Here is a 19423-nt window from a genome sequence, read left to right on the forward strand (position 1 = left end):
TCAAATCCTACCTTTCTCATGCAGGAAATCTTCAATCTGTTGAAACGATTCAATAGCTACGAATGGCACGTTATTTTCTTTTAGTAGTTCTTGCAGTGCGTCTTTAGCAAAAGTAAGATCAGCAACTTTGGCTGGATGAGAATCTGGTTCGCTATCACCAGCAAAATAAACCACTTCATACTTTTCTTTCAGATCAGAAATCACTTTTGATTTATCAATACCATATCTTCTCGAATAATGTTTATGATTCTCATCAATCGACAAATGGACATTTTTATTCTCGTAATAGCCTTTGTTCGAGAAAACAGGAACATTCTGAATCCCATAATGATTCAAAATGTGGTGAATGTAATAATCTGTCCCAGCACTTAAAATGTAGAAATCCCCGCCGTTTTCTTGTACTTTCTTAATAAAGGAAGGAACATGCTCATCAATCGGTAAGGAGAGGATATCTTGAATAATTTGCTCCTCGTGCTGATCAATGGATTGAAATACCTGCCTTAGAAAATCAATATCTTGCATTTCCCCAGCTTTCCACTTCTTATACAACCCTTTACCTTCAGGATAATAAGTTTCAATCACAAGCCAGTAGAAATCTTTTTTTGAAATGGTTCCGTCAAAATCAGATACAAATGCCCACTTTTTCATTTATATTTCCTCCTTCATATAGTCGTTGATCTATTAAAATTGTAGCATGCTTTCATATTCAAAAGAAATCTGATTCTTTTAGAACAATAACGTACAGCCGCACTAAATTGTGTTAAAATGAATTTTAAAAAGTTAAACAATTCAATTTAATCTGAAGGAGTGCGAGAATGAGTAAAACAATCAGTAAAGTCCAGGTGGAAGATATCATTATCGCAAACCAGGTTTTAAAAGAAGTCGTTGTTCATACACCGTTACAGCGGAATGATATTCTTTCTGATCGATATAATTGCAATGTGTATTTGAAAAGAGAAGATTTACAAAGTGTTCGTTCTTTTAAAATTAGAGGCGCTTATAATTTGATTCAAGGTTTAACGATGGAAGAGAAAGCAAATGGAATCGTATGCGCAAGTGCAGGGAACCATGCCCAGGGCGTAGCATTTTCTTGTAAAACACTTGGCATTCAAGGACATATCTTTATGCCTGCTACGACGCCCCGTCAAAAAATCTCGCAAGTTGAATTGTTTGGTGGATCGTTTGTGGAAGTCATTCTAACAGGCGATACGTTTGATGATTCCTTTCTAACCGCTAAAGAATTTTGTAACAAACACGACAAAGCATTCATTCATCCTTTTGATGACTATCGTACGATTGCAGGACAGGGAACAGTAGGACTTGAAATTATGAATGATATTGATGAAGTCGACTTTGTGATGCTCAGCATTGGAGGGGGAGGTCTTGCATCAGGCGTAGGGTCTTATATCAAAAGCATTAGCCCACACACGAAAATCATCGGCATAGAGCCTGAAGGTGCCCCAGGAATGAAAAGTTCCATTGAGAAGGACGAGGTCGTACCGCTTGATTATATCGATAAATTTGTAGATGGAGCTGCTGTGAAACAAGTTGGAAAGCTAACACTCGATATTTGCAAACATATCCTTGATGATGTCGTACTTGTGCCAGAAGGGAAGATTTGTACAACCATCTTAGAGCTATACAACCAGAACGCCATTGTGGCTGAGCCAGCCGGCGCTTTGTCCATCGCCGCTCTCGATTTTTATCGTGATCAAATTAAAGGAAAAAATGTGGTGTGCGTTATTAGTGGGGGAAATAACGATATTAATCGCATGCAGGAAATCCAGGAACGCTCTTTAATTTATGAAGGGCTAAAACATTATTTCATTGTACATTTCCCTCAACGAGCTGGTGCGTTAAAAGAATTTATGGCTGATGTTTTAGGTCCAACAGATGATATTACCCGTTTTGAATACACGAAAAAGAACAATCGTGATCGAGGACCTGTTCTAGCAGGAATTGAGCTCAAACACAAAGAAGATTATGAACCTTTGATTGAGCGTTTAAATCGAAAAGGATTTTCCTACATTGAAATTAACAAGGACCAAGATCTCTTTAACCTACTCATTTAAAACGCCTATAGCGGGCGTTTTTCTTTTGAAGTCGTTCGAGTATAAATGGGGCACTTTTTTCTATATGATAAGGAGAGAATGTATTAAAAGAGGTGCGGAATGAAATTAAGTATACTTGATCAAACACCAGTCTTCCTTGGAGAAACGACAGCTGAGGCACTACAAGCTTCAAAAGAGTTAGCTATTCTCGGAGATCAACTTGGCTATGTTCGTTACTGGGTTACGGAACACCACGACCTAGATCACTTAGCGTGTCCCACCCCTGAGGTACTCTTAAGCTATATCGGAGCACATACTAGACGAATTCGACTTGGAGCTGGAGCAATACTACTTCCTCACTATCAACCATATAAGATAGCAGAAATATTTCATACACTAGCAACCCTTTTTCCAGGTCGCATCGACCTTGGATTAGGCAGAGCACCAGGGGGATCCGCCGAAGCGACTTCTGCTCTATCTCCGCGATTTTTAGAAGAAGTTCGGAAGATGCCAGAGAAAGTAGATGAACTACTTCGCTTTATCAATAATGGCTTTGCAAAGGACCATTTGTATCATAATCTTCAAGCAAAGCCTGTTCCTAACCACTTTCCCGAGCCATGGCTCCTTGGAACAGGAAAGAAAAGTGCGCTGTTAGCAGCAGAAAACAGTATGTCCTATGCGTTTGGCTATTTTATGAGCGATCAAAAGGGGAAAGAGCTTCTCGACACATATCGAACAAACTTTGCGGGAGAATCTCCTTATAGCATTCTAGCGGTGTCCATTATTTGCAGTGAGACACAGGAACGTGCAGATGAGCTTGCGCACTGGACTCACGTAGTCAATGAATTTCGAGCTAAAGGGAAAACAACACTCCCAAGTGTTGAAGAGGCACTTACCGTATCACTTCCTAATGATCACACCTCAAAGTTTATTAGTGGAACACCTAAAATCGTCCAAGAAAAGCTACAGGATCTCCAAGAAGAGTATCAACCAGATGAATTCTTAATCACAACGATTACGCCACATCGAAAGGAAAGACTGACTTCTTTTCAACTTCTTGGTGAGGTGCTTATTCAAGGATAGATCTTTTTTCACTAATAGAAGGAAATCTGTTATGATAGAGTTTGGTTTCTTTTGTTTTTTATAGGATTAAATTTTTAACTGTATCCATTTTACAGTGCCAATAGATATGAAAATAAAAGGACGGATCAAGCTAGAAGAGGAGACCGTACATGACCCAACCATTACCTTTTGAAATCACAAAGGAAGATTCCTTTTTCGAGAAACTCGGCGACTATGTTGGCGACGTATTCTACGACATTTTACCGGAGCATGGATATGAGCTTCGAGATGAACAAATCTTTATGGCTTTTCAAATTGAACAGGCCTTTAAAAATAAGAGCGTTGTGTTTGCTGAAGCAGGCGTTGGAACAGGGAAAACGTTTGTATATTTGTTGTATGCCATTTGCTATGCGAGGTATACAAGAAAACCTGCGATTATTTCATGTGCGGATGAAACACTTATTGAGCAGCTAGTGAAAGAAGGCGGAGATATTGAGAAGCTTGAGAAAGCACTTGGTTTAACTGTTGATGTTCGTCTAGCGAAGGCTAGAGAGCAATATGTTTGTGTGAAAAAGCTAGACTATCTTTCTCATCGTACTGACGATGAAGACATCTTAAGTGTGCACGATGAAATACCAGAGTTTGTTTATGAACCAGCTGCATCAATGAAGTCTTTCCATCGCTATGGCGATCGGAAAGAATACCCTTGGGTACCAAATGATAAATGGGAAAAAATTGCGTGGGATCCACTGCAACAATGTTCAACATGTGACTGGCGTCATCGCTGTGGCCAAACGTTAAATCGTGAATATTATCGTCATTCAAGCGATTTGATTATTTGTTCTCATGATTTCTATATGGAACATATCTGGACGAAAGACTCACGTAAACGTGAAGGACAACTTCCTTTACTCCCAGAAGCTAGCACAGTTGTATTTGATGAAGGCCATTTATTGGAATTCTCAGCACAAAAAGGCTTGACGTATCGTTTTCATTCGGAAACTCTATCCAGTATTCTTACAGGCTACATGGACCAGGATGTAAGAGAAGAATCGCTTACATTAGTTGAAGAGATCCTGGAGCTTCACGATAACTGGTTCGCTCATCTTAGTCAGTCCGCGATCGCTGTAGAAGGTTCGATTCGAAAAGATGTCCCACGAACTGAAACGATGATAGAAATTGCAAAAGCGATTGCTGAGAAAGTTGATGCTTTGTTAGAGCAGCTTGTTTTCGATTCAGAGCTTTATGTAATGGAAGACTACCATGTCAAGATTATGGAAGAATACCTCGAGTTCTTCTCATATGGCTTAAGAACGCTACTCCAGGATGGAGAGGGCATTCATTGGCTTGAAGAAACTGAAACCCAGACTTCTCTTGTCATTATGCCAAGACTTGTAGAAGACATTTTGCGAAAAGAAGTATTTTCACAAAAGATCCCATTTGTTTTCTCATCAGCAACGCTTTCACAAGCTGGAGATTTCTCTTATATAGCAAGCAGCTTAGGCATTCAGAAACATGCTTCCTTCTCTGTAAATTCGCCGTTTGATTATGAAGCACAGATGAAAATGAATGGTTCTGTAGCTGAAAATGAATATCAAAAATGGGAAGAGATGGGCCATTCCCTTCACCTGAATAAAGGTCATTCATTGCTGCTATTCTCTTCGCTAGAAGAAATGAATAGGTTTAGAGAGTGGGCAGACCAACAAAGCTGGACGTTTAACCTAATTTATGAAGGAGACCGTGAAATAAGCGAAACGGTCAAGGCATTTCAACGAGATCATTCTGCTGTTCTTTGCTCGTATCATCTATGGGAGGGACTTGATGTACCGGGTGAATCACTTACTCAGGTTCTAATCTCGTCATTACCATTCCCTCCAAATGACCCTGTTTTCCAGGCGAAACGAAGTCATTCAGAAGATCCAGTAAGCGACGTGGATCTTCCCTACATGTTACTTCGTTTACGACAGGGGATTGGTCGTTTAATTCGAAGTAGTGCAGATCATGGTGTCGTCTGTATTTGGATGACAGAAGATCAAGTGATAAAGTATGAACAACAAGTCCAAGATGTTTCACCTTTACCAATCAACTGGAAATAATAAAAAGCTCTTTCTCAAACGAGAAAGAGCTTTTTTATATTGAAGTTGTTATGATAGATAAAGGGAGGTGTGGCATGAAAACAAATTGGGAAAGACATCATTCGATCATTCATTTACCTGATGAAGCGATAACATCAATCGTAAAAAGCTATCAGCCACATCTAAAGGTAAATACCACGACCCAGCTTTCTGGAGGTTTAAGTCATACGAATTATAAAATCGATATTGCTCATCATAGCTCTGTTGTTATCAGAGTGGCTAGAAACCAGGAAAGCTTGAAACGGGAATATGAAGTTCACAGATCCTTGCCAAAAGATGTGCGAGCACCAGCTTTTCTTCATATCACAAAGTGGAATGGATATCATATTGGTATTCTTGAATGGAAAGAAGGCTCCTTGCTGCGAGACCATCTATCTACTTCGTCTCAACAACATATGAAAGCAATGGGGCAATCCATTGGAGAACAGCTTGCCTCAATGAGAGAACTGCGTTTTAATACATATGGTTTTCTTGATTCAACGCTTGAAGTAAGAGATGAATTTCAATTAACACCAACCTCATTCATCTCAACCATTGAATCCTTTTTTAATCATCATGCTTCCAAATGGTTATCTCTTACTCTAACTGATAGAGTGATGTCATTTGTAAGGAACAATGCCTATTTGCTTGAGCAAGATCAAAGCGAATCCTGCCTTGTTCACGGGGATTATAATGGACTTAATGTACTAATGGACGGAACAGAAGTAAGCGCCGTTCTAGATTGGGAATTTGCCTTATCAGGTAGCATTTATTTTGATTTAGGTAACATGATTCGATACGAATTTGATCACATGACATCATTTAAAGAAGGAATTCAGCAAGGATTATTAAACAGAGGAATCACCCTGCCAAAACAATGGCAAAAGCTTGCCAAACTGGCAGACCTCGTTGCGCTTTGTAGCTTGCTTGATCGACCAGTATGTGGGGAAAACAGGGTAAGGGATATCACTCACCTTATTACTAAAACGATAGAATCTTATTAAGTAGGAACAAGCGAGAGGGGAATATACATGAGGATTGGATTTATACGCCACGGGAGTACAGCATGGAATAAAGAGAAAAGAGCTCAAGGTAGCTCAGACATTCATCTTGACGATCAAGGTCGCAGTGACGCAGCGAAGCTTGGGGACTGGTTAAAGAACGACAAGTGGGATGTGATCTTCTCAAGTGATCTTTCACGAGCTAAAGAAACAGCAGAGATCATCGCCAAAAAGCTCAACCTGAAAGTGATAACCGATCATCGCTTACGAGAGGCCGGCGGTGGGCAGATTGAAGGAACTACAGAGCAAGAACGTATTAAGAAATGGGGAGAAAACTGGCGCGAATTAGATCTCGGTATTGAAAAAGCTCATCTTGTTGTTGAACGCGCACATGCGGCAGTAAATGATTTTCATGATAAATACTCCGGTTTAAATGTGCTAGTAGTTAGCCACGGTTCTTTTCTTAGACATTTCTTTAAAAGCACCCTACCTGAACTAAATCATGAAAATCATATTGTAAATACTTCTTTAACGATTCTTAAAAGAGATGGAGACAAATGGTTAAATGAAAAGTTCCATTCCACACGCCATCTTAATTAATAAACGAATCAATCCATATCCTGAGTCTTTATTTAGAGAGGATTTTTGATAATGATCGAGAAGACCTTCAATATAGAACGTTACCATTCATTATTGGAGGGAAAAGCCATGAACGCAAAACCCGAAATGATAGGGGAAGATTTATCTCTTATTGATCTCTATGACCTCTCCCTTGAACTAAGGACGGGTTCTTATGTCCTGCATGGGGAAGAACTTACAATCATTGAAACTAGCGCGAGTCCACCGATTCCTTACTTAATTAGCGGGTTAGAAAAACTCCAAATCAATTTAGAAGAGGTTCGCAACATCATTGTCACTCATATCCATCTCGATCACGCTGGAGGGACAGGGCTATTTCTTGAAAAATGTCCCAATGCTCGTGTTTTTGTTCATCCAAAAGGGATTCGCCATTTAGAAAACCCATCTCGCTTAATTGAGGGAGCAAAAGCTGTTTATGGGGATAACTTCCAGAAGTTATTCGAACCAATAATTCCGATTAAAGAAGACCGGCTAATCGCTATGAATGACATGGACACGATGCGAATTGGGCCGAATCGAATGTTAACTTTCATGGATACTCCGGGACATGCCAAACACCATTTCTCGATCTATGACTCAAAAACGAACGGGGTGTTTGTAGGTGATACGATGGGAGTTTATTATCCGCATCTCGATGTTGAACTTTATCTTCCATCAACATCACCAAATCAATTCGATCCAGACGCAATGCTAGCATCTGCTGAAAAAATCGTGTCCTATGAGCCAGACGCCATTTATTTCGGTCATTATGGAAGAACATCTAACCGAGATGAGGTAATGGCTCAATTAAAAGGCTGGTTATCCGATTTTCTGAGAATAACAAATGACCTCATGCAAAAGAAAGAGGCGCCAATTACTGAGCATCTTTCAAAAGCGCTATTAGCACATGTGGCAAGTAAGCTTTCAATAAAAGGAGTACCTTCCGATCATCCTGTATATGATTACATAAAAGTAGACTTACAAGTATGTGCTCTTGGCCTAATCGATTATTTGAAACGAAAATCAGTTCGAACCACTTAGATTCTGCTTAAGTGGTTTTCTTGTGAATAATACGCAAAGGCTTTTTTTCATGTTATATTGAATGAATCATTTAGATCAACAGTACGGAGAGATGCTATGCTAAAAAATAAATCAACGATTCAATCCTTCCGCTATATTTTCTTAATGTATGTCGGTACTATTATTTTATTTGCGACCTTTTATATGCTGCCGTTTTCCCACTATGGCTCATTACAGGTCGTTGACTCTCTCTTTATATCAACTAGCGCGCTCAGCGTTACAGGATTATCTTCCGTTGACATCTCGTCTGACTTTACACGAGTTGGACAGGTCTTATTGATTATTGAAATGCAACTAGGAGGCATTGGTATCCTCGTACTCGTCAGCTACCTCTTTTTAATGATGGGTAAGAAACTAACAATGTCAAGTATGGTCCTTCTATCGAAAGACCAAAACCAGTCGCAGTTAAGAACCATTCGTTCATTAAGTATTTCCGTTTTAATGATCGCGTTAACGGTCGAAGCCATTGGCTTTAGTCTCATGTTCAATGGGATAAGTGAGCAATATAGCTCAGTTAAAGAAGCTGTTTTTGTTACTGTATTTCACAGTGTAGCGAGCTTTACGAATGCTGGGTTTGATTTATTTGGAGATAGTTTGATTTCTTATCAACACAATTGGCTCTTGCTGTTGACTTCAGCAACGATGATCTTTCTAGGAAGCCTCGGTTTTCCTACTATTGTAGAATACATACTCGGCTTTCGAAAAAAGAAAAGCTTGTTTACAAAAGTGAATATCCGTCTTCATAGTTCGCTGTTTCTTGTGGGGGTTGTCATATATTTCACTTTAGAACAAAATGGCGTTTTTGGTCATTTGTCAATATGGGATAAGTTTGTAAACGTGATTTTCCTATCAGCTACATCACGGAATGGTGGATTAACAACGGTAGACATTTCAACGCTTAGTATCACTACGGTTCTCATATTAATGACATTAATGTTTATTGGTGGAGCATCTTCAAGTACCGGCGGGGGTCTTCGCTTAACAACCTTTGCGGTTCTTGTAGCAAAAATGGTTTCAGTAGCAAAGTCCGAAGAATATACCACGCTATTTAAGAAGACCATTTCGCAGGACTCGATTAATAAATCTTTTTTGATCTTTTTAAGCTTTATCTTTTTATTTGGATTTTCAACCATAATTCTGTCCATATTTGAGTCTCAAGAAATCATTTTAGTTGCATTTGAGGTTATATCTGCTTTAACAAACACTGGTTTATCGATGGGGATTACGAGTGAACTTGCAGGAGTTTCAAAGTTGCTATTATGTATGCTAATGATTATTGGGCGCATTGGTGTATTTAGCTTCATATACGCTGTATTTAAAATAGAAAAATCAAAAACGCGCTATATTAAAGAAGATTTGGCCGTAGGTTAAGGAGTGAGAAGTCATGCGAAAACAATTTCTAGTGATCGGTGCTGGTCGATTTGCGAAAGGCATTATTCGTGAACTATATGAGCAAAAATGTGATGTTGTCGTTTGTGATAAAGATGAGGGACCGCTAGAAGATATAGATGACTACACAACACATTCAATCGTTGGTGATTTAAGAGAAAATCGAGTGATGGATGATTTAAACGTAGAACAGTACGATGCTGTTTTTGTAGCTATAGGAACTGATGCCTATTCAGCTATTTTAATTACAAATCGTCTTCGTGACCGAAAAGCAAAAAAATTATTACTAAAGCAGTGAGCCGAGAAATAGGAGAAATCCTGTCTAACTTAGGGGCTGATCAGGTCATATATCCTGAGGAAGAAGCAGGGATGAAAGTGGCCAAACAAATCATGATGCCTAACGTCCTTGAATACATTGAAATTACAAAGAATGTATCAGCTATTGAAGTAGAGGTACCAGAAGAACTGATTGGAAAAACATTACTTGAACTTGATTTCTCTAGAAAATACGAGTTAAACGTTTCTCTCATCTTGCGAAAAGAAGCCCCCATCTTAAGTCGCTATGCCGAAGTGGCTTTCCAAAAAGGGGATGTGATTTTGATGGTAGGAGAGAATAAAAAAATAGAACGTTTTAAACATAAGTTTTCTATTTAGGAACAGGGGTAACCATAAGCATATAAACACCAAAAAATCCGCATACTATTGCGGATTTTTTTATGAAAATGCAAAAAAATAAAAAAATATTTGAATCCGTTTTCATTCCTTTGTTACCAGTACTAAGGCCTTATATTCATTCCAAAAAACGGTGTCATAAAAGATGACAAGAATAAAATTTCTTGTTTATAATAAGTTTATTGAAATATTTTTAATATTTGGTATTAAGTTATTAGAAGAAAAAGAAAGGTTGATCGGACATGACAATTGATACGGCAAATTCTACTCAACAAAGTCACCACGTTGCCCTAAGGCGTGACATTAACATGCTGGGAAGCCTACTCGGTGACGTTTTAGTGCAGCATGGCGGCAAAGAACTTCTGGATATGGTGGAATCCATTCGTGAGAAAACAAAATCTCTCCGGAATGTTGCTGATTTGGAAACTTCTCAACAATTAAAAGAAACGATCCAAACGCTCCAACCTCCTATGAGAAAACAAGTTATTCGAGCATTTGCCCTTTATTTTCATCTTGTCAATATTGCGGAACAAAATCACAGAATTCGCAGACGTCGAGATTATCAAATGTTAGAAGAAGAGCAGTCGCAACCTGGTTCAATTCCTCATGCTATTGCCTTACTTAAAAAGAATAATGTTCCTGGAGAATTGATTGAAGATACGCTATCTTCCATTTCATTGGAATTAATCCTTACAGCACATCCAACTGAAGCGACAAGACGATCTGTGCTAGAAATTCATAAAAGAATTGCAACATCACTTAAACAGCTAGACAATCCTTTACTTACAAAACGAGAGCAAAAAGCATTAAAGGCTGAACTATTGAATGAAATCACAACACTATGGCAAACGGACGAGTTACGTCATAAGAAGCCTTCTGTGATGGATGAAGTGAATATGGGGCTGTTTTATTTTGAGGAAACGTTATTTGAAGTGCTTCCTCAAATTCATCAGGAGCTTGAAGAGTGTTTGCGTGACCATTATCCTGATGCTAAATGGGAAGTACCTAACATTTTGAAATTTGGTTCATGGATAGGTGGGGACCGAGACGGAAATCCATTCGTTACCCCTGAGATGACATGGAATACGCTCGAAAGACAACGGGATGTAGTCATTTCAAAATACAAAGACTCAGTGAAAAATTTAATGCGGCAGCTAAGCCAGTCGACGAACCGCATCGCCATTTGTCCAGAATTGACAAAATCAATTGAAGAAGATCAAAATCGCCTACCTGATACGAAAGAGTGGGGCGTTCCACATGAAGCTTATCGCGTAAAGCTTGCTTATGTATTAGAAAAACTTCAGCGCGTTAATCGTGAGAACGGATACAAAAACTCAGAAGAATTTATAACAGATCTGAAGTTAATAGGAAATAGCTTGAAACAGCACTTTCCTGAAGGGTCCCACTTCACAGAGTTGAATAAGCTTATTCGTCAGGCATCTCTTTTTGGTTTTCATCTCGCTACTTTAGATGTTCGAAACCATAGCGGTGAACATGAGGGGGCTATCGCAGAAATTTTAAGTCGTGTAAATCTGGCTGACAACTACGCCGAATTAGATGAAGAAGAAAAGGTTCAGTTACTCAATCGTCTTCTTGAAGACCCACGACCAGTTCTTTCTACCTATGAGGATTATTCGGAGAAAACACAAAAAATACTCGATATCTTTACGATGATTAAAAAAGCTCACAAAGAGTTTGGCCCTCAATCAATTTCTGTATACTTAATTAGTATGACCGAATCAGCTAGTGACCTTCTTGAGGTACTCGTTCTTGCTAAGGAAGCGAATATTTATCGTCTACACGCAGACGGTAGCGTTGAAAGTGATTTAAATATTGCTCCATTACTTGAAACGATCGATGATCTTAAAGCTGGTCCTGCCATTATGGAGAAGCTATTTGATCTTCCAGTCTACAAACATCATCTAGAAAAGCATGATCAACGTCAGGAAATCATGCTGGGGTATTCCGATGGAAGCAAGGATGGTGGAACACTAACAGCTAACTGGAAGCTTTATCAAGCTCAACAAGAAATTAGTCGGATCGCTTCTGAACGCAACCTTCGACTTAAATTCTTTCATGGTCGCGGTGGAGCGCTTGGGCGTGGTGGCGGTCCACTACGAAGAAGTCTACTGTCGCAACCTCCTGAAACATATACGGCTGGTGTAAAGATTACAGAGCAAGGAGAGGTATTATCTTCTCGTTACTTGCTTTACGATATTGCTTATCGAAGTCTAGAACAAGCGACGACAACCTTGCTATCATCTGCCGTATCAGGGATCGAAAAAGATGTTAGACAAGAGAAGTGGCATGAAATTATGGAAGAAATTTCGGCTGTATCCCTTAAATCTTATCAATCCCTCGTATTTGAGGATGATGGGTTCCTGGCTTACTTTAAACAAGGAACGCCATTACCAGAACTTGGCGCATTAAACATTGGTTCCCGTCCAATGAGCAGAAAAGGTACAGACCACTTCGATGACTTACGTGCAATCCCATGGGTATTCGCTTGGACTCAAAGTCGCCAGTTAATGCCAGCATGGTATGCGTCAGGTACCGGTCTTACCGAGTTTGCTGCAACAGAAGAAGGATTAAGCAGTCTAAAAGAAATGTATGCGAATTGGCCGTTCTTTGCATCTCTTATCGATAACTTGCAAATGGGATTAATGAAAGCAGATCTCGCTACAGCAGAAAAATATATGTTCTTAATTGATGATGAACAGCTAGCGAACCGCATCTTCGGAAAAATCGTCGATGAATACCATCGTACAAAAGATGTCATTTTAACGATTACCGGACAGGAAGAATTACTTGATGGTACGCCAAACATTAAAGATTCGATCCGTTTACGCAATCCGTATGTTGATCCACTAAGTTCTCTCCAAGTGGAACTTATCTCAACGTATCGATCCAACGGTAGTGAGGACGACGAGCTTCTGAAAGAAATTCTCCTCACGATCAATGGAATTGCGGCTGGCCTACGAAATACTGGCTGATCGTACAGTCCTCCTCATTATTATGAGGGGGATTTTTTACATGTTAAATGCTCTCGGTATTCTCGATTTTTACCACAAATACTTTTCCCTCTAATAGAAAAACTAAGACGGTAACAAAAGAATCAAAGGAGGGCAACGTATGTACAAAAAGTTAATGCCGTTATTATTGCCGGGTTTATTGCTTCTTGGAGCATGTAATGCGAATAATAACGATGAAGCGTTAAATATTAATAAAACTAGTTCACCTACAGAGGGTATTCAGCGAATAAACAGTGGTCAGCTAACGATCGATCCTAATTCATATAGCACTGAAACACCAAGTGGTAAATTCCCTCATGGTGAAATGGTTCAGGATGGTCAGTTCGAATTCAATGAAGCACTTCCTAATGTTGATCCAAGAGAATATTTACCTGAAGGATTCCCAGAGCAATACGGAATCGGTGGCAAGGAAGAACAACAGCGTCAACAAAAAATGAGACCTGATCAAAATACAGGTCAATCAGAGTCAAATCAAAAAGCCGCACCGAATCAAGAGAAGTCTCCAACCTCCGAACCATCAGGGGAAATCACGAAAGAAGTCCAGCAAGTGATCGATTTAACAAACAAAGAACGAAAAAAGCAAGGGCTTTCTGCACTAAAAGCAATGCCATCATTAAGCGATGTCGCACAGGAAAAATCACGCGACATGCAACAAAAAAATTACTTTTCTCACACAAGCCCTACGTACGGATCTCCATTTGATATGATGAGGGACTTCGGCGTAGATTTTAATACGGCTGGAGAAAACATCGCACAAGGTCAGCAATCACCAGAAGCCGTGGTTGATGCCTGGATGAAAAGTGAAGGTCACCGTAAAAACATCATGAACAGCAGTTTTACTCACATTGGGGTGGGACTTGCTCAGGATGGTCATTATTGGACACAGATGTTTATTGGAAAATAGTACAGCAGGTGAAAGGGTCATGTACATGACTCTTTCGCTTTTTTATTGAAAAAATTTCAAGAATCTACATGATGAAGAAGGAGGTCTCTTTACTTTGTCGAATCAAGATACTAACCGGTTAGTAAGTAATCGTCTAAATATGATAAACTCACAAGGAGAGATGACTGATGGATTTAAGATTAACTGACGAACAAGTGATGGTTCAAAAAACGATTCGGAAATTTGTAGAAAATGAGTTAATCCCTTTAGAAAATGATGTACTTCGAAATGAACGTGCAGGAAAGCCAGGCATATCCGCCGAAAAGATGGAGGAGCTTCAGCAAAAAGCGAAAAAAGCAGGATTCTGGGGAATTAATACACCAGAGGAATATGGTGGCGCTGACCTTGGTCAAATGATGCTTGCTATTGTGATGATGGAAGTTTCTAAAACATTTGTACCGTTTCGTTTTGGTGGATCAGCAGACAATATCTTGTATTACGCCAATGAAGAGCAGAAGGAAAAGTACCTCTTGCCAACCATTAATGATGAAAAAAAATCATGCTTCGCTATGACAGAACCCGGCGCGGGATCAGATACGCGCAACATTAAAATGACTGCAGTACGGGATGGGGATGATTGGATTCTTAACGGAGAGAAAACGTTTATCACTGGCGGAAATGAAGCAGATTTTGTGATGGTTATTGCCATTACAGATAAAGAAAAACACGCAGCTACAGGTAGAGATGGTGTCACGTGTTTTATTGCGGACCGAGAGATGGGATGGAAATCTGAATACATTCACACAATGGGTGAATGGGGACCTGCTGGCCTAGTCTTTGACAATGTACGTGTGCCACACGAAAATATCCTTGGTGAAGTAGATGGAGGATACAATCTCGGCCTTGAGTGGATCGGATTTGCTCGCTGGATTGTTGGTGCAACAGCGGTAGGAGCAGGCGAAAGATTGTTGAAAATGGCGATTGACTATGCAAATGAAAGAGAAACATTTGGAAAGGCTATTGCAGAACGTCAAGCGATTCAATGGCAAATCGCCGATTCAGCTGTTGAAATAGAGGCTGCTAAATGGCTGGTGCTTAATGCAGCGTATACACTTGATGAAGGGAAAGATAATCGTCAACTTGCATCAATGGCGAAATTATATGGATCTAACATGGGGAATCGTGTTGTAGACCGCGTTCTACAAATTCATGGGGGTATGGGCTATACGAAAGAGCTACCAATTGAACGCTGGTACCGAGAAGCTCGCCTTTGGAGGATCTACGACGGAACGGATGAAATTCAACGATTAATCATTGCTAGAAACCTGCTGAAAGGGCATGTGAAAGTAGGACAATACGCTTAGGAGGGGATTTATGTTTGAATCGCTCATTGGGACTCGGTCCAATCCTGTAAAAAACATTGTTGAGAGCGGTTCTTTGAAAGCGTTCTCAAAAGCAATTGGAGATGAATCGCCTATTTATATCGATGAAGCAGTAGGAATGCGCTCAAGATACGGAGCAAACATTGCGCCGCCTACATATCCAAGAGTATTTGACTATGGAGAAATAAACGGATTTGATTTACCAAATGTCGGATTGATTCACGGAAAACAATCATTTCACTATGAGCGTCCACTTCTAGTTGGAGAAACGGTGATGTGCTCGACATCACTTGAAAACTATTATGAGCGAAAAGGAAAGAGCGGCTTGCTTGGTTTTCTCATACTAAAACGATACGGAGAAGAGCCAAATGGAAAACTCATTTTTACAGAAGAGCAAGTGGTTATTATTACTGAAGCAGTGAGAAAGGGGATGAAATCATGAAGATGGCTAATGACTTTGAAGTGGGGACACAGCTAGAAATCACTCTCCCTCCTGTTTCAAGGTTAGATCTCATTAAATATGCCGGGGCATCCGGAGATTTCAACCCAATTCATACGATTGACGAAGAGGCTGCAAAAGCAGGGCTCCCAGGTATCATTGCTCACGGAATGTGGACGATGGGAAACCTATCAAAGCTATTTACTCCCTATTTTGAAGAAGGTTTCCTAGAAGATTATTCTGTTGCTTTTAAAGGAATGGTTTTCTTAAACGATGAAATTACTCTTCAATCATCACTCGTTTCCATTCAAAATGATCGGTATTATTTTGATGTGCTCGCTATTAATCAAAATGAAGAAACAGTTGTGAAAGGATCAGCGACACTTAAAAGATACCAATAAAACTAAATAAACAACTCTCCATTTGAAACGAATCATTCACGGGTTCGTTTTCTTTTTGCAATAAAATCGTTAATTCGATTAATTCTGAAACTTTATTTGTTCCAAATCGTAGAAATTAAGGAAGGCAGTTACATAGCAACCTTTACAATTTTTCGAAAGGATGATGCAAGCATGATGGAATTTATCGGATTAATCATCTCCGGTATCATTTTGTTTATATTATTTGTGGCTGGTGGGATTGGCTTTTTTATTTTCAAAAGAAGATACAAAACCGCTAGCTCAAATCAAGCACTGATTATTACAGGACCAAAACTAGGCGATGCTGAAAAAGATAATCGAATCTTCGTAGATGATAACGGCCGGAGTATGAAAATTGTACGCGGTGGCGGGATACGATTAAAGCTATTCCAAACAAGTACACCGATTGATCTAACATCATTTCAATTAGAAATTGCTTCACCAAAAGCCTATACCTCAGAAGGTGTTCCAATTAGAGCGACAAGTGTCGCAGAGATTAGTATTGGAAGTAAACTTGAAATTGTCGCGAATTATGCAGAAAAATTTCTAGGTAAGCCTCAAAAAGAAAAAGAACGTGAATTAAAAGAAGTTCTTGAAGGACACCTTCGGGCCATCATTTCTTCCCTTACAGTCGACGAAATTTACAAAGACTTCAATTCAGTGAACAAAAAAGTGAAAAACATTGCTGAAGAAGATCTTAAAAATCTTGGTTTTGAAATTACTTCGTTTGCTTTAAAAGAATTAAAAGATGACGATGAAGAGAATGGATATCTAGAAGCGCTTGGGCGTCCAAGAATTGCGGAAGCACGAAAAGACGCTGATATTGCGGAAGCAAACGCAAGACGTGAAACCCGTATGCATAAAGCCAAAACAGATCAAGAAGCAGAAGAAGATGAGATTAGACGACAAATTGAGATTGCACGCTCTCAAAAAGATAAAGATGTGAAAGAAGCCGAGTACAAAGCAGAAATTGAACAGGGGCGCGCACGTTCTGAACAGTCTTACAACCTAGAACAGGCGAGATTAAATCAGAAAGTAAAAGAAGAAGAGATGCAGGTTCAGTACATTGAACGTCAACGTCAAGTGGAATTGGAACAAGAGGAACAGAAGCGTCGAAAAACTCAGGCTGATTCAAATGCATACGATATTCGCGCAAATGCCGAAGCAGAAGCAGAGCGCGATCGTATTGATGGACAAACAAAAGCTGATATTGAAAAGCAAAAAGGACTAGCTGAAGCGGAAGTTATAAGAGAACGTGGCCGAGCGGAGGCAGAAGCAAAAGAATTAATGGCTCAAGCAATGGAAAATTACGGTGATGCTGCGATTATTGAAATGCTTGTTGAGATGTTGCCGAAATATGCACACGAAATTGCTCAGCCGCTATCTCAGATTTCAGAAATGAAAGTGATTGATCTAGGAGGTAGTAATAGTAGTGGTTCAACCAAAATAACTGATAACGTCACGAAAACAATGACAGGTCTTCAAGCAAGTCTGAAGGAATCAACGGGAATGGATTTGAAAGCTATGTTAGAAAGCTTTGTTTCTAGAGGGCAATATGACTCTTTCTCTGCTAATGCTCAAGACTCTAAAGATGAGAAAGATGAGGACCACAGCACATATGATAGCCAATATGAAGTCGCCACCGCTTATGAAGAAGAAGCACAAGAAAATATTGAACAAGCGGAAGAAGAAAACAAGTAACACTGTTAAAGTCTGGAAAAAGTCAGGCTTTTCTTTTTGACTTATTGCTATAAGAATTGACGTTATGAAAACAGTAATGATAAAGTAATGAGAGTATTATCAGAAAAGTGTTAATTTTACATAAGAGTGGAGGAAAGCTATATGAAAATCGTATCTTTGCTTTCAACATTTCTAGACGATGATCAAATTAGTGTTAATGCAACGATTCTCGAACAACATAGCAAGGATGAATCTTATCATACGCCACACGATCCGGACGTTGTTGTTTTCCCAAGAACAACCGAGCAAGTAAGTAAAATTATGAAAGCGGCCAATGAGCATAGGATTCCCATCGTGCCATTTGGCTTGGGATCTAGTCTTGAAGGGCATGTGATTCCATATCAAGGCGGTATTTCAATTGATTTTCAATTAATGAACCAAGTTCTCGAAGTTCGACCAGAAGATTTTCTAGTACGCGTCCAACCAGGTGTCACACGTTCACAATTAAATAAAGAATTGAAAAAACACGGTCTCTTTTTCACAGTAGATCCAGGTGCGGATGCAACGTTAGGTGGCATGGCCTCAACAAATGCAAGCGGAACCACTTCAGTACGGTATGGAGTAATGCGTGATCAGGTTCGAGACATGGAAGTTGTTCTTGCCGATGGACGTGTCATCCATACCGGTAGCATGACTGCAAAGTCTTCATCAGGTTACCATTTAAATGGCCTTTTTGTAGGCTCAGAAGGGACACTTGGGACATTTACAGAATTAACACTCGACGTAAACGGCATACCAGAAGCTACGCTTGCAGGACGAATCGTTTTTCCAACTGTAGAGCGAGCTGTAGCCACCGTTACTAATATTCTTCACGCAGCCATTCCGGTCGCTAGAATCGAACTAGTAGACGCACGCTCAGTACAACAGGTGAACAAAACAAATGAAACCAACTATATCGAAAAACCAACGTTATTTGTTGAATTTCATGGTAATGAAGCGGGGTTAAATCAAGATGTTACCTTTGCCAAAAGCATCGCAGAAGACAATGATTGCGAAGAATTTATATTTGAGCACGATACGAAGAAAAGAGCGCTTCTTTGGGAAGCGCGACATAATCTTGCTTACTCCTTTAGTCATGGTTCTCCAGGGAAAAAGATGATGGTGACAGATGTATGTGTTCCCATTTCAGAGTTAACTGGCGCCATTCTCGATGCACGAAAAGCCATCGAGAAATTTGATTTAGACGGAGCTCTATTGGGGCATGTAGGGGACGGGAATTATCATGCTATTGTGATGATTAATCCCGATGACCCCATTGAACTTGAAAAGGCAAACAAGCTAAACCAACACCTAGTGCACTATGCTCTAGATCGTGGCGGAACTTGCACTGGTGAGCATGGGGTAGGTACTGGCAAAGCTCAGTATCAGCAAAAAGAACATGGAGGTTCTCTCGAAGTCATGCTGGCATTGAAGAAAACGCTTGACCCTAATGGGATCCTAAATCCGGGGAAAATTTTCGTGACTGATCAAGTTTCATTCTAGATATAAAAGACCGTTCAAACAACTGAACGGTCTTTTTAATTTGAATCCTAAAAGGAACT

General features: G+C 39.7%; 17 protein-coding genes. 16 read left to right on the forward strand and 1 reads right to left on the reverse strand.

What is annotated here, in order from left to right:
- Positions 1-648, reverse strand: coding sequence for an MtnX-like HAD-IB family phosphatase (locus ACIFPW_RS18545; RefSeq protein WP_430246505.1), 648 nt, complete (start codon positions 646-648; stop codon positions 1-3).
- Positions 649-815: 167 nt separating this feature from the next.
- On the opposite strand from ACIFPW_RS18545, the gene ilvA reads away from it, so the two are divergent.
- The 16 genes from ilvA (at position 816) to ACIFPW_RS18625 (ending at position 19364) form a co-directional block, all read left to right on the forward strand.
- On the forward strand, positions 816-2072 hold the full coding sequence (gene ilvA / locus ACIFPW_RS18550) for a threonine ammonia-lyase IlvA (protein WP_430246507.1): 1257 nt from the start codon (positions 816-818) through the stop codon (positions 2070-2072).
- Between the two features lie 99 nt (positions 2073-2171).
- A complete protein-coding gene (locus ACIFPW_RS18555) occupies positions 2172-3134 on the forward strand; it encodes an LLM class flavin-dependent oxidoreductase (RefSeq protein ID WP_430246509.1) in 963 nt (320 codons plus the stop codon).
- A 149-nt stretch (positions 3135-3283) separates the two neighbouring features.
- A complete protein-coding gene (locus tag ACIFPW_RS18560; RefSeq protein WP_430246511.1) occupies positions 3284-5209 on the forward strand; it encodes an ATP-dependent DNA helicase in 1926 nt (641 codons plus the stop codon).
- Between the two features lie 74 nt (positions 5210-5283).
- On the forward strand, positions 5284-6231 hold the full coding sequence (locus ACIFPW_RS18565; protein WP_430246513.1) for a phosphotransferase family protein: 948 nt from the start codon (positions 5284-5286) through the stop codon (positions 6229-6231).
- Positions 6232-6258: 27 nt separating this feature from the next.
- Positions 6259-6828 carry a histidine phosphatase family protein gene (locus ACIFPW_RS18570; RefSeq protein ID WP_430246515.1) on the forward strand — a complete coding sequence of 190 codons (570 nt, stop codon included), beginning with the start codon at positions 6259-6261 and terminating at the stop codon, positions 6826-6828.
- Positions 6829-6936: 108 nt separating this feature from the next.
- Positions 6937-7887, forward strand: coding sequence for an MBL fold metallo-hydrolase (locus ACIFPW_RS18575; protein WP_430246517.1), 951 nt, complete (start codon positions 6937-6939; stop codon positions 7885-7887).
- Positions 7888-7983: 96 nt separating this feature from the next.
- Positions 7984-9297 carry a TrkH family potassium uptake protein gene (locus ACIFPW_RS18580; protein ID WP_430246519.1) on the forward strand — a complete coding sequence of 438 codons (1314 nt, stop codon included), beginning with the start codon at positions 7984-7986 and terminating at the stop codon, positions 9295-9297.
- A 13-nt stretch (positions 9298-9310) separates the two neighbouring features.
- On the forward strand, positions 9311-9613 hold the full coding sequence (locus tag ACIFPW_RS18585; protein ID WP_430246521.1) for an NAD-binding protein: 303 nt from the start codon (positions 9311-9313) through the stop codon (positions 9611-9613).
- Positions 9614-9690: 77 nt separating this feature from the next.
- Positions 9691-9969 carry a cation:proton antiporter regulatory subunit gene (locus ACIFPW_RS18590; RefSeq protein WP_430246523.1) on the forward strand — a complete coding sequence of 93 codons (279 nt, stop codon included), beginning with the start codon at positions 9691-9693 and terminating at the stop codon, positions 9967-9969.
- 260 nt (positions 9970-10229) lie between these two features.
- Complete coding sequence (ppc, locus tag ACIFPW_RS18595) at positions 10230-12980, forward strand: phosphoenolpyruvate carboxylase (protein WP_430246525.1); 2751 nt, start codon at positions 10230-10232, stop codon at positions 12978-12980.
- A 139-nt stretch (positions 12981-13119) separates the two neighbouring features.
- Complete coding sequence (locus ACIFPW_RS18600) at positions 13120-13923, forward strand: CAP domain-containing protein (RefSeq protein ID WP_430246527.1); 804 nt, start codon at positions 13120-13122, stop codon at positions 13921-13923.
- Between the two features lie 167 nt (positions 13924-14090).
- Positions 14091-15266, forward strand: a complete 1176-nt coding sequence (locus tag ACIFPW_RS18605; RefSeq protein WP_430246529.1) for an acyl-CoA dehydrogenase family protein — start codon at positions 14091-14093, stop codon at positions 15264-15266.
- Between the two features lie 10 nt (positions 15267-15276).
- On the forward strand, positions 15277-15726 hold the full coding sequence (locus ACIFPW_RS18610; RefSeq protein WP_430246531.1) for a MaoC family dehydratase N-terminal domain-containing protein: 450 nt from the start codon (positions 15277-15279) through the stop codon (positions 15724-15726).
- On the forward strand, positions 15723-16124 hold the full coding sequence (locus ACIFPW_RS18615) for a MaoC/PaaZ C-terminal domain-containing protein (protein ID WP_430246533.1): 402 nt from the start codon (positions 15723-15725) through the stop codon (positions 16122-16124). Before ACIFPW_RS18610 ends, ACIFPW_RS18615 begins: the two co-directional genes overlap by 4 nt.
- Positions 16125-16295: 171 nt before the next feature.
- Entirely contained in the window at positions 16296-17843 is a 1548-nt protein-coding gene (locus ACIFPW_RS18620; protein WP_430246535.1) for a flotillin family protein, read from the forward strand.
- Positions 17844-17984: 141 nt separating this feature from the next.
- The gene (locus ACIFPW_RS18625; RefSeq protein ID WP_430246537.1) at positions 17985-19364 is read left to right on the forward strand and encodes an FAD-binding oxidoreductase; all 1380 of its coding nucleotides are present in this window, start codon (positions 17985-17987) and stop codon (positions 19362-19364) included.
- Positions 19365-19423 lie beyond the last annotated feature (59 nt).

Origin of the sequence: Pseudalkalibacillus sp. NRS-1564, assembly GCF_050467905.1 — a bacterium.
GTDB lineage: Bacteria > Bacillota > Bacilli > Bacillales > Guptibacillaceae > Guptibacillus > Guptibacillus hwajinpoensis_B.

Excerpts from the sequence above, each read along its gene's own strand:
- ACIFPW_RS18545 (WP_430246505.1), bottom strand. The coding sequence starts at position 648 with ATGAAAAAGTGGGCATTTGTATCTGATTTTGACGGAACCATTTCAAAA.
- ilvA (WP_430246507.1), top strand. The coding sequence starts at position 816 with ATGAGTAAAACAATCAGTAAAGTCCAGGTGGAAGATATCATTATCGCA.
- ACIFPW_RS18555 (WP_430246509.1), top strand. The coding sequence starts at position 2,172 with ATGAAATTAAGTATACTTGATCAAACACCAGTCTTCCTTGGAGAAACG.
- ACIFPW_RS18560 (WP_430246511.1), top strand. The coding sequence starts at position 3,284 with ATGACCCAACCATTACCTTTTGAAATCACAAAGGAAGATTCCTTTTTC.
- ACIFPW_RS18565 (WP_430246513.1), top strand. The coding sequence starts at position 5,284 with ATGAAAACAAATTGGGAAAGACATCATTCGATCATTCATTTACCTGAT.
- ACIFPW_RS18570 (WP_430246515.1), top strand. The coding sequence starts at position 6,259 with ATGAGGATTGGATTTATACGCCACGGGAGTACAGCATGGAATAAAGAG.
- ACIFPW_RS18575 (WP_430246517.1), top strand. The coding sequence starts at position 6,937 with ATGAACGCAAAACCCGAAATGATAGGGGAAGATTTATCTCTTATTGAT.
- ACIFPW_RS18580 (WP_430246519.1), top strand. The coding sequence starts at position 7,984 with ATGCTAAAAAATAAATCAACGATTCAATCCTTCCGCTATATTTTCTTA.
- ACIFPW_RS18585 (WP_430246521.1), top strand. The coding sequence starts at position 9,311 with ATGCGAAAACAATTTCTAGTGATCGGTGCTGGTCGATTTGCGAAAGGC.
- ppc (WP_430246525.1), top strand. The coding sequence starts at position 10,230 with ATGACAATTGATACGGCAAATTCTACTCAACAAAGTCACCACGTTGCC.
- ACIFPW_RS18600 (WP_430246527.1), top strand. The coding sequence starts at position 13,120 with ATGTACAAAAAGTTAATGCCGTTATTATTGCCGGGTTTATTGCTTCTT.
- ACIFPW_RS18605 (WP_430246529.1), top strand. The coding sequence starts at position 14,091 with ATGGATTTAAGATTAACTGACGAACAAGTGATGGTTCAAAAAACGATT.
- ACIFPW_RS18610 (WP_430246531.1), top strand. The coding sequence starts at position 15,277 with ATGTTTGAATCGCTCATTGGGACTCGGTCCAATCCTGTAAAAAACATT.
- ACIFPW_RS18615 (WP_430246533.1), top strand. The coding sequence starts at position 15,723 with ATGAAGATGGCTAATGACTTTGAAGTGGGGACACAGCTAGAAATCACT.
- ACIFPW_RS18620 (WP_430246535.1), top strand. The coding sequence starts at position 16,296 with ATGATGGAATTTATCGGATTAATCATCTCCGGTATCATTTTGTTTATA.
- ACIFPW_RS18625 (WP_430246537.1), top strand. The coding sequence starts at position 17,985 with ATGAAAATCGTATCTTTGCTTTCAACATTTCTAGACGATGATCAAATT.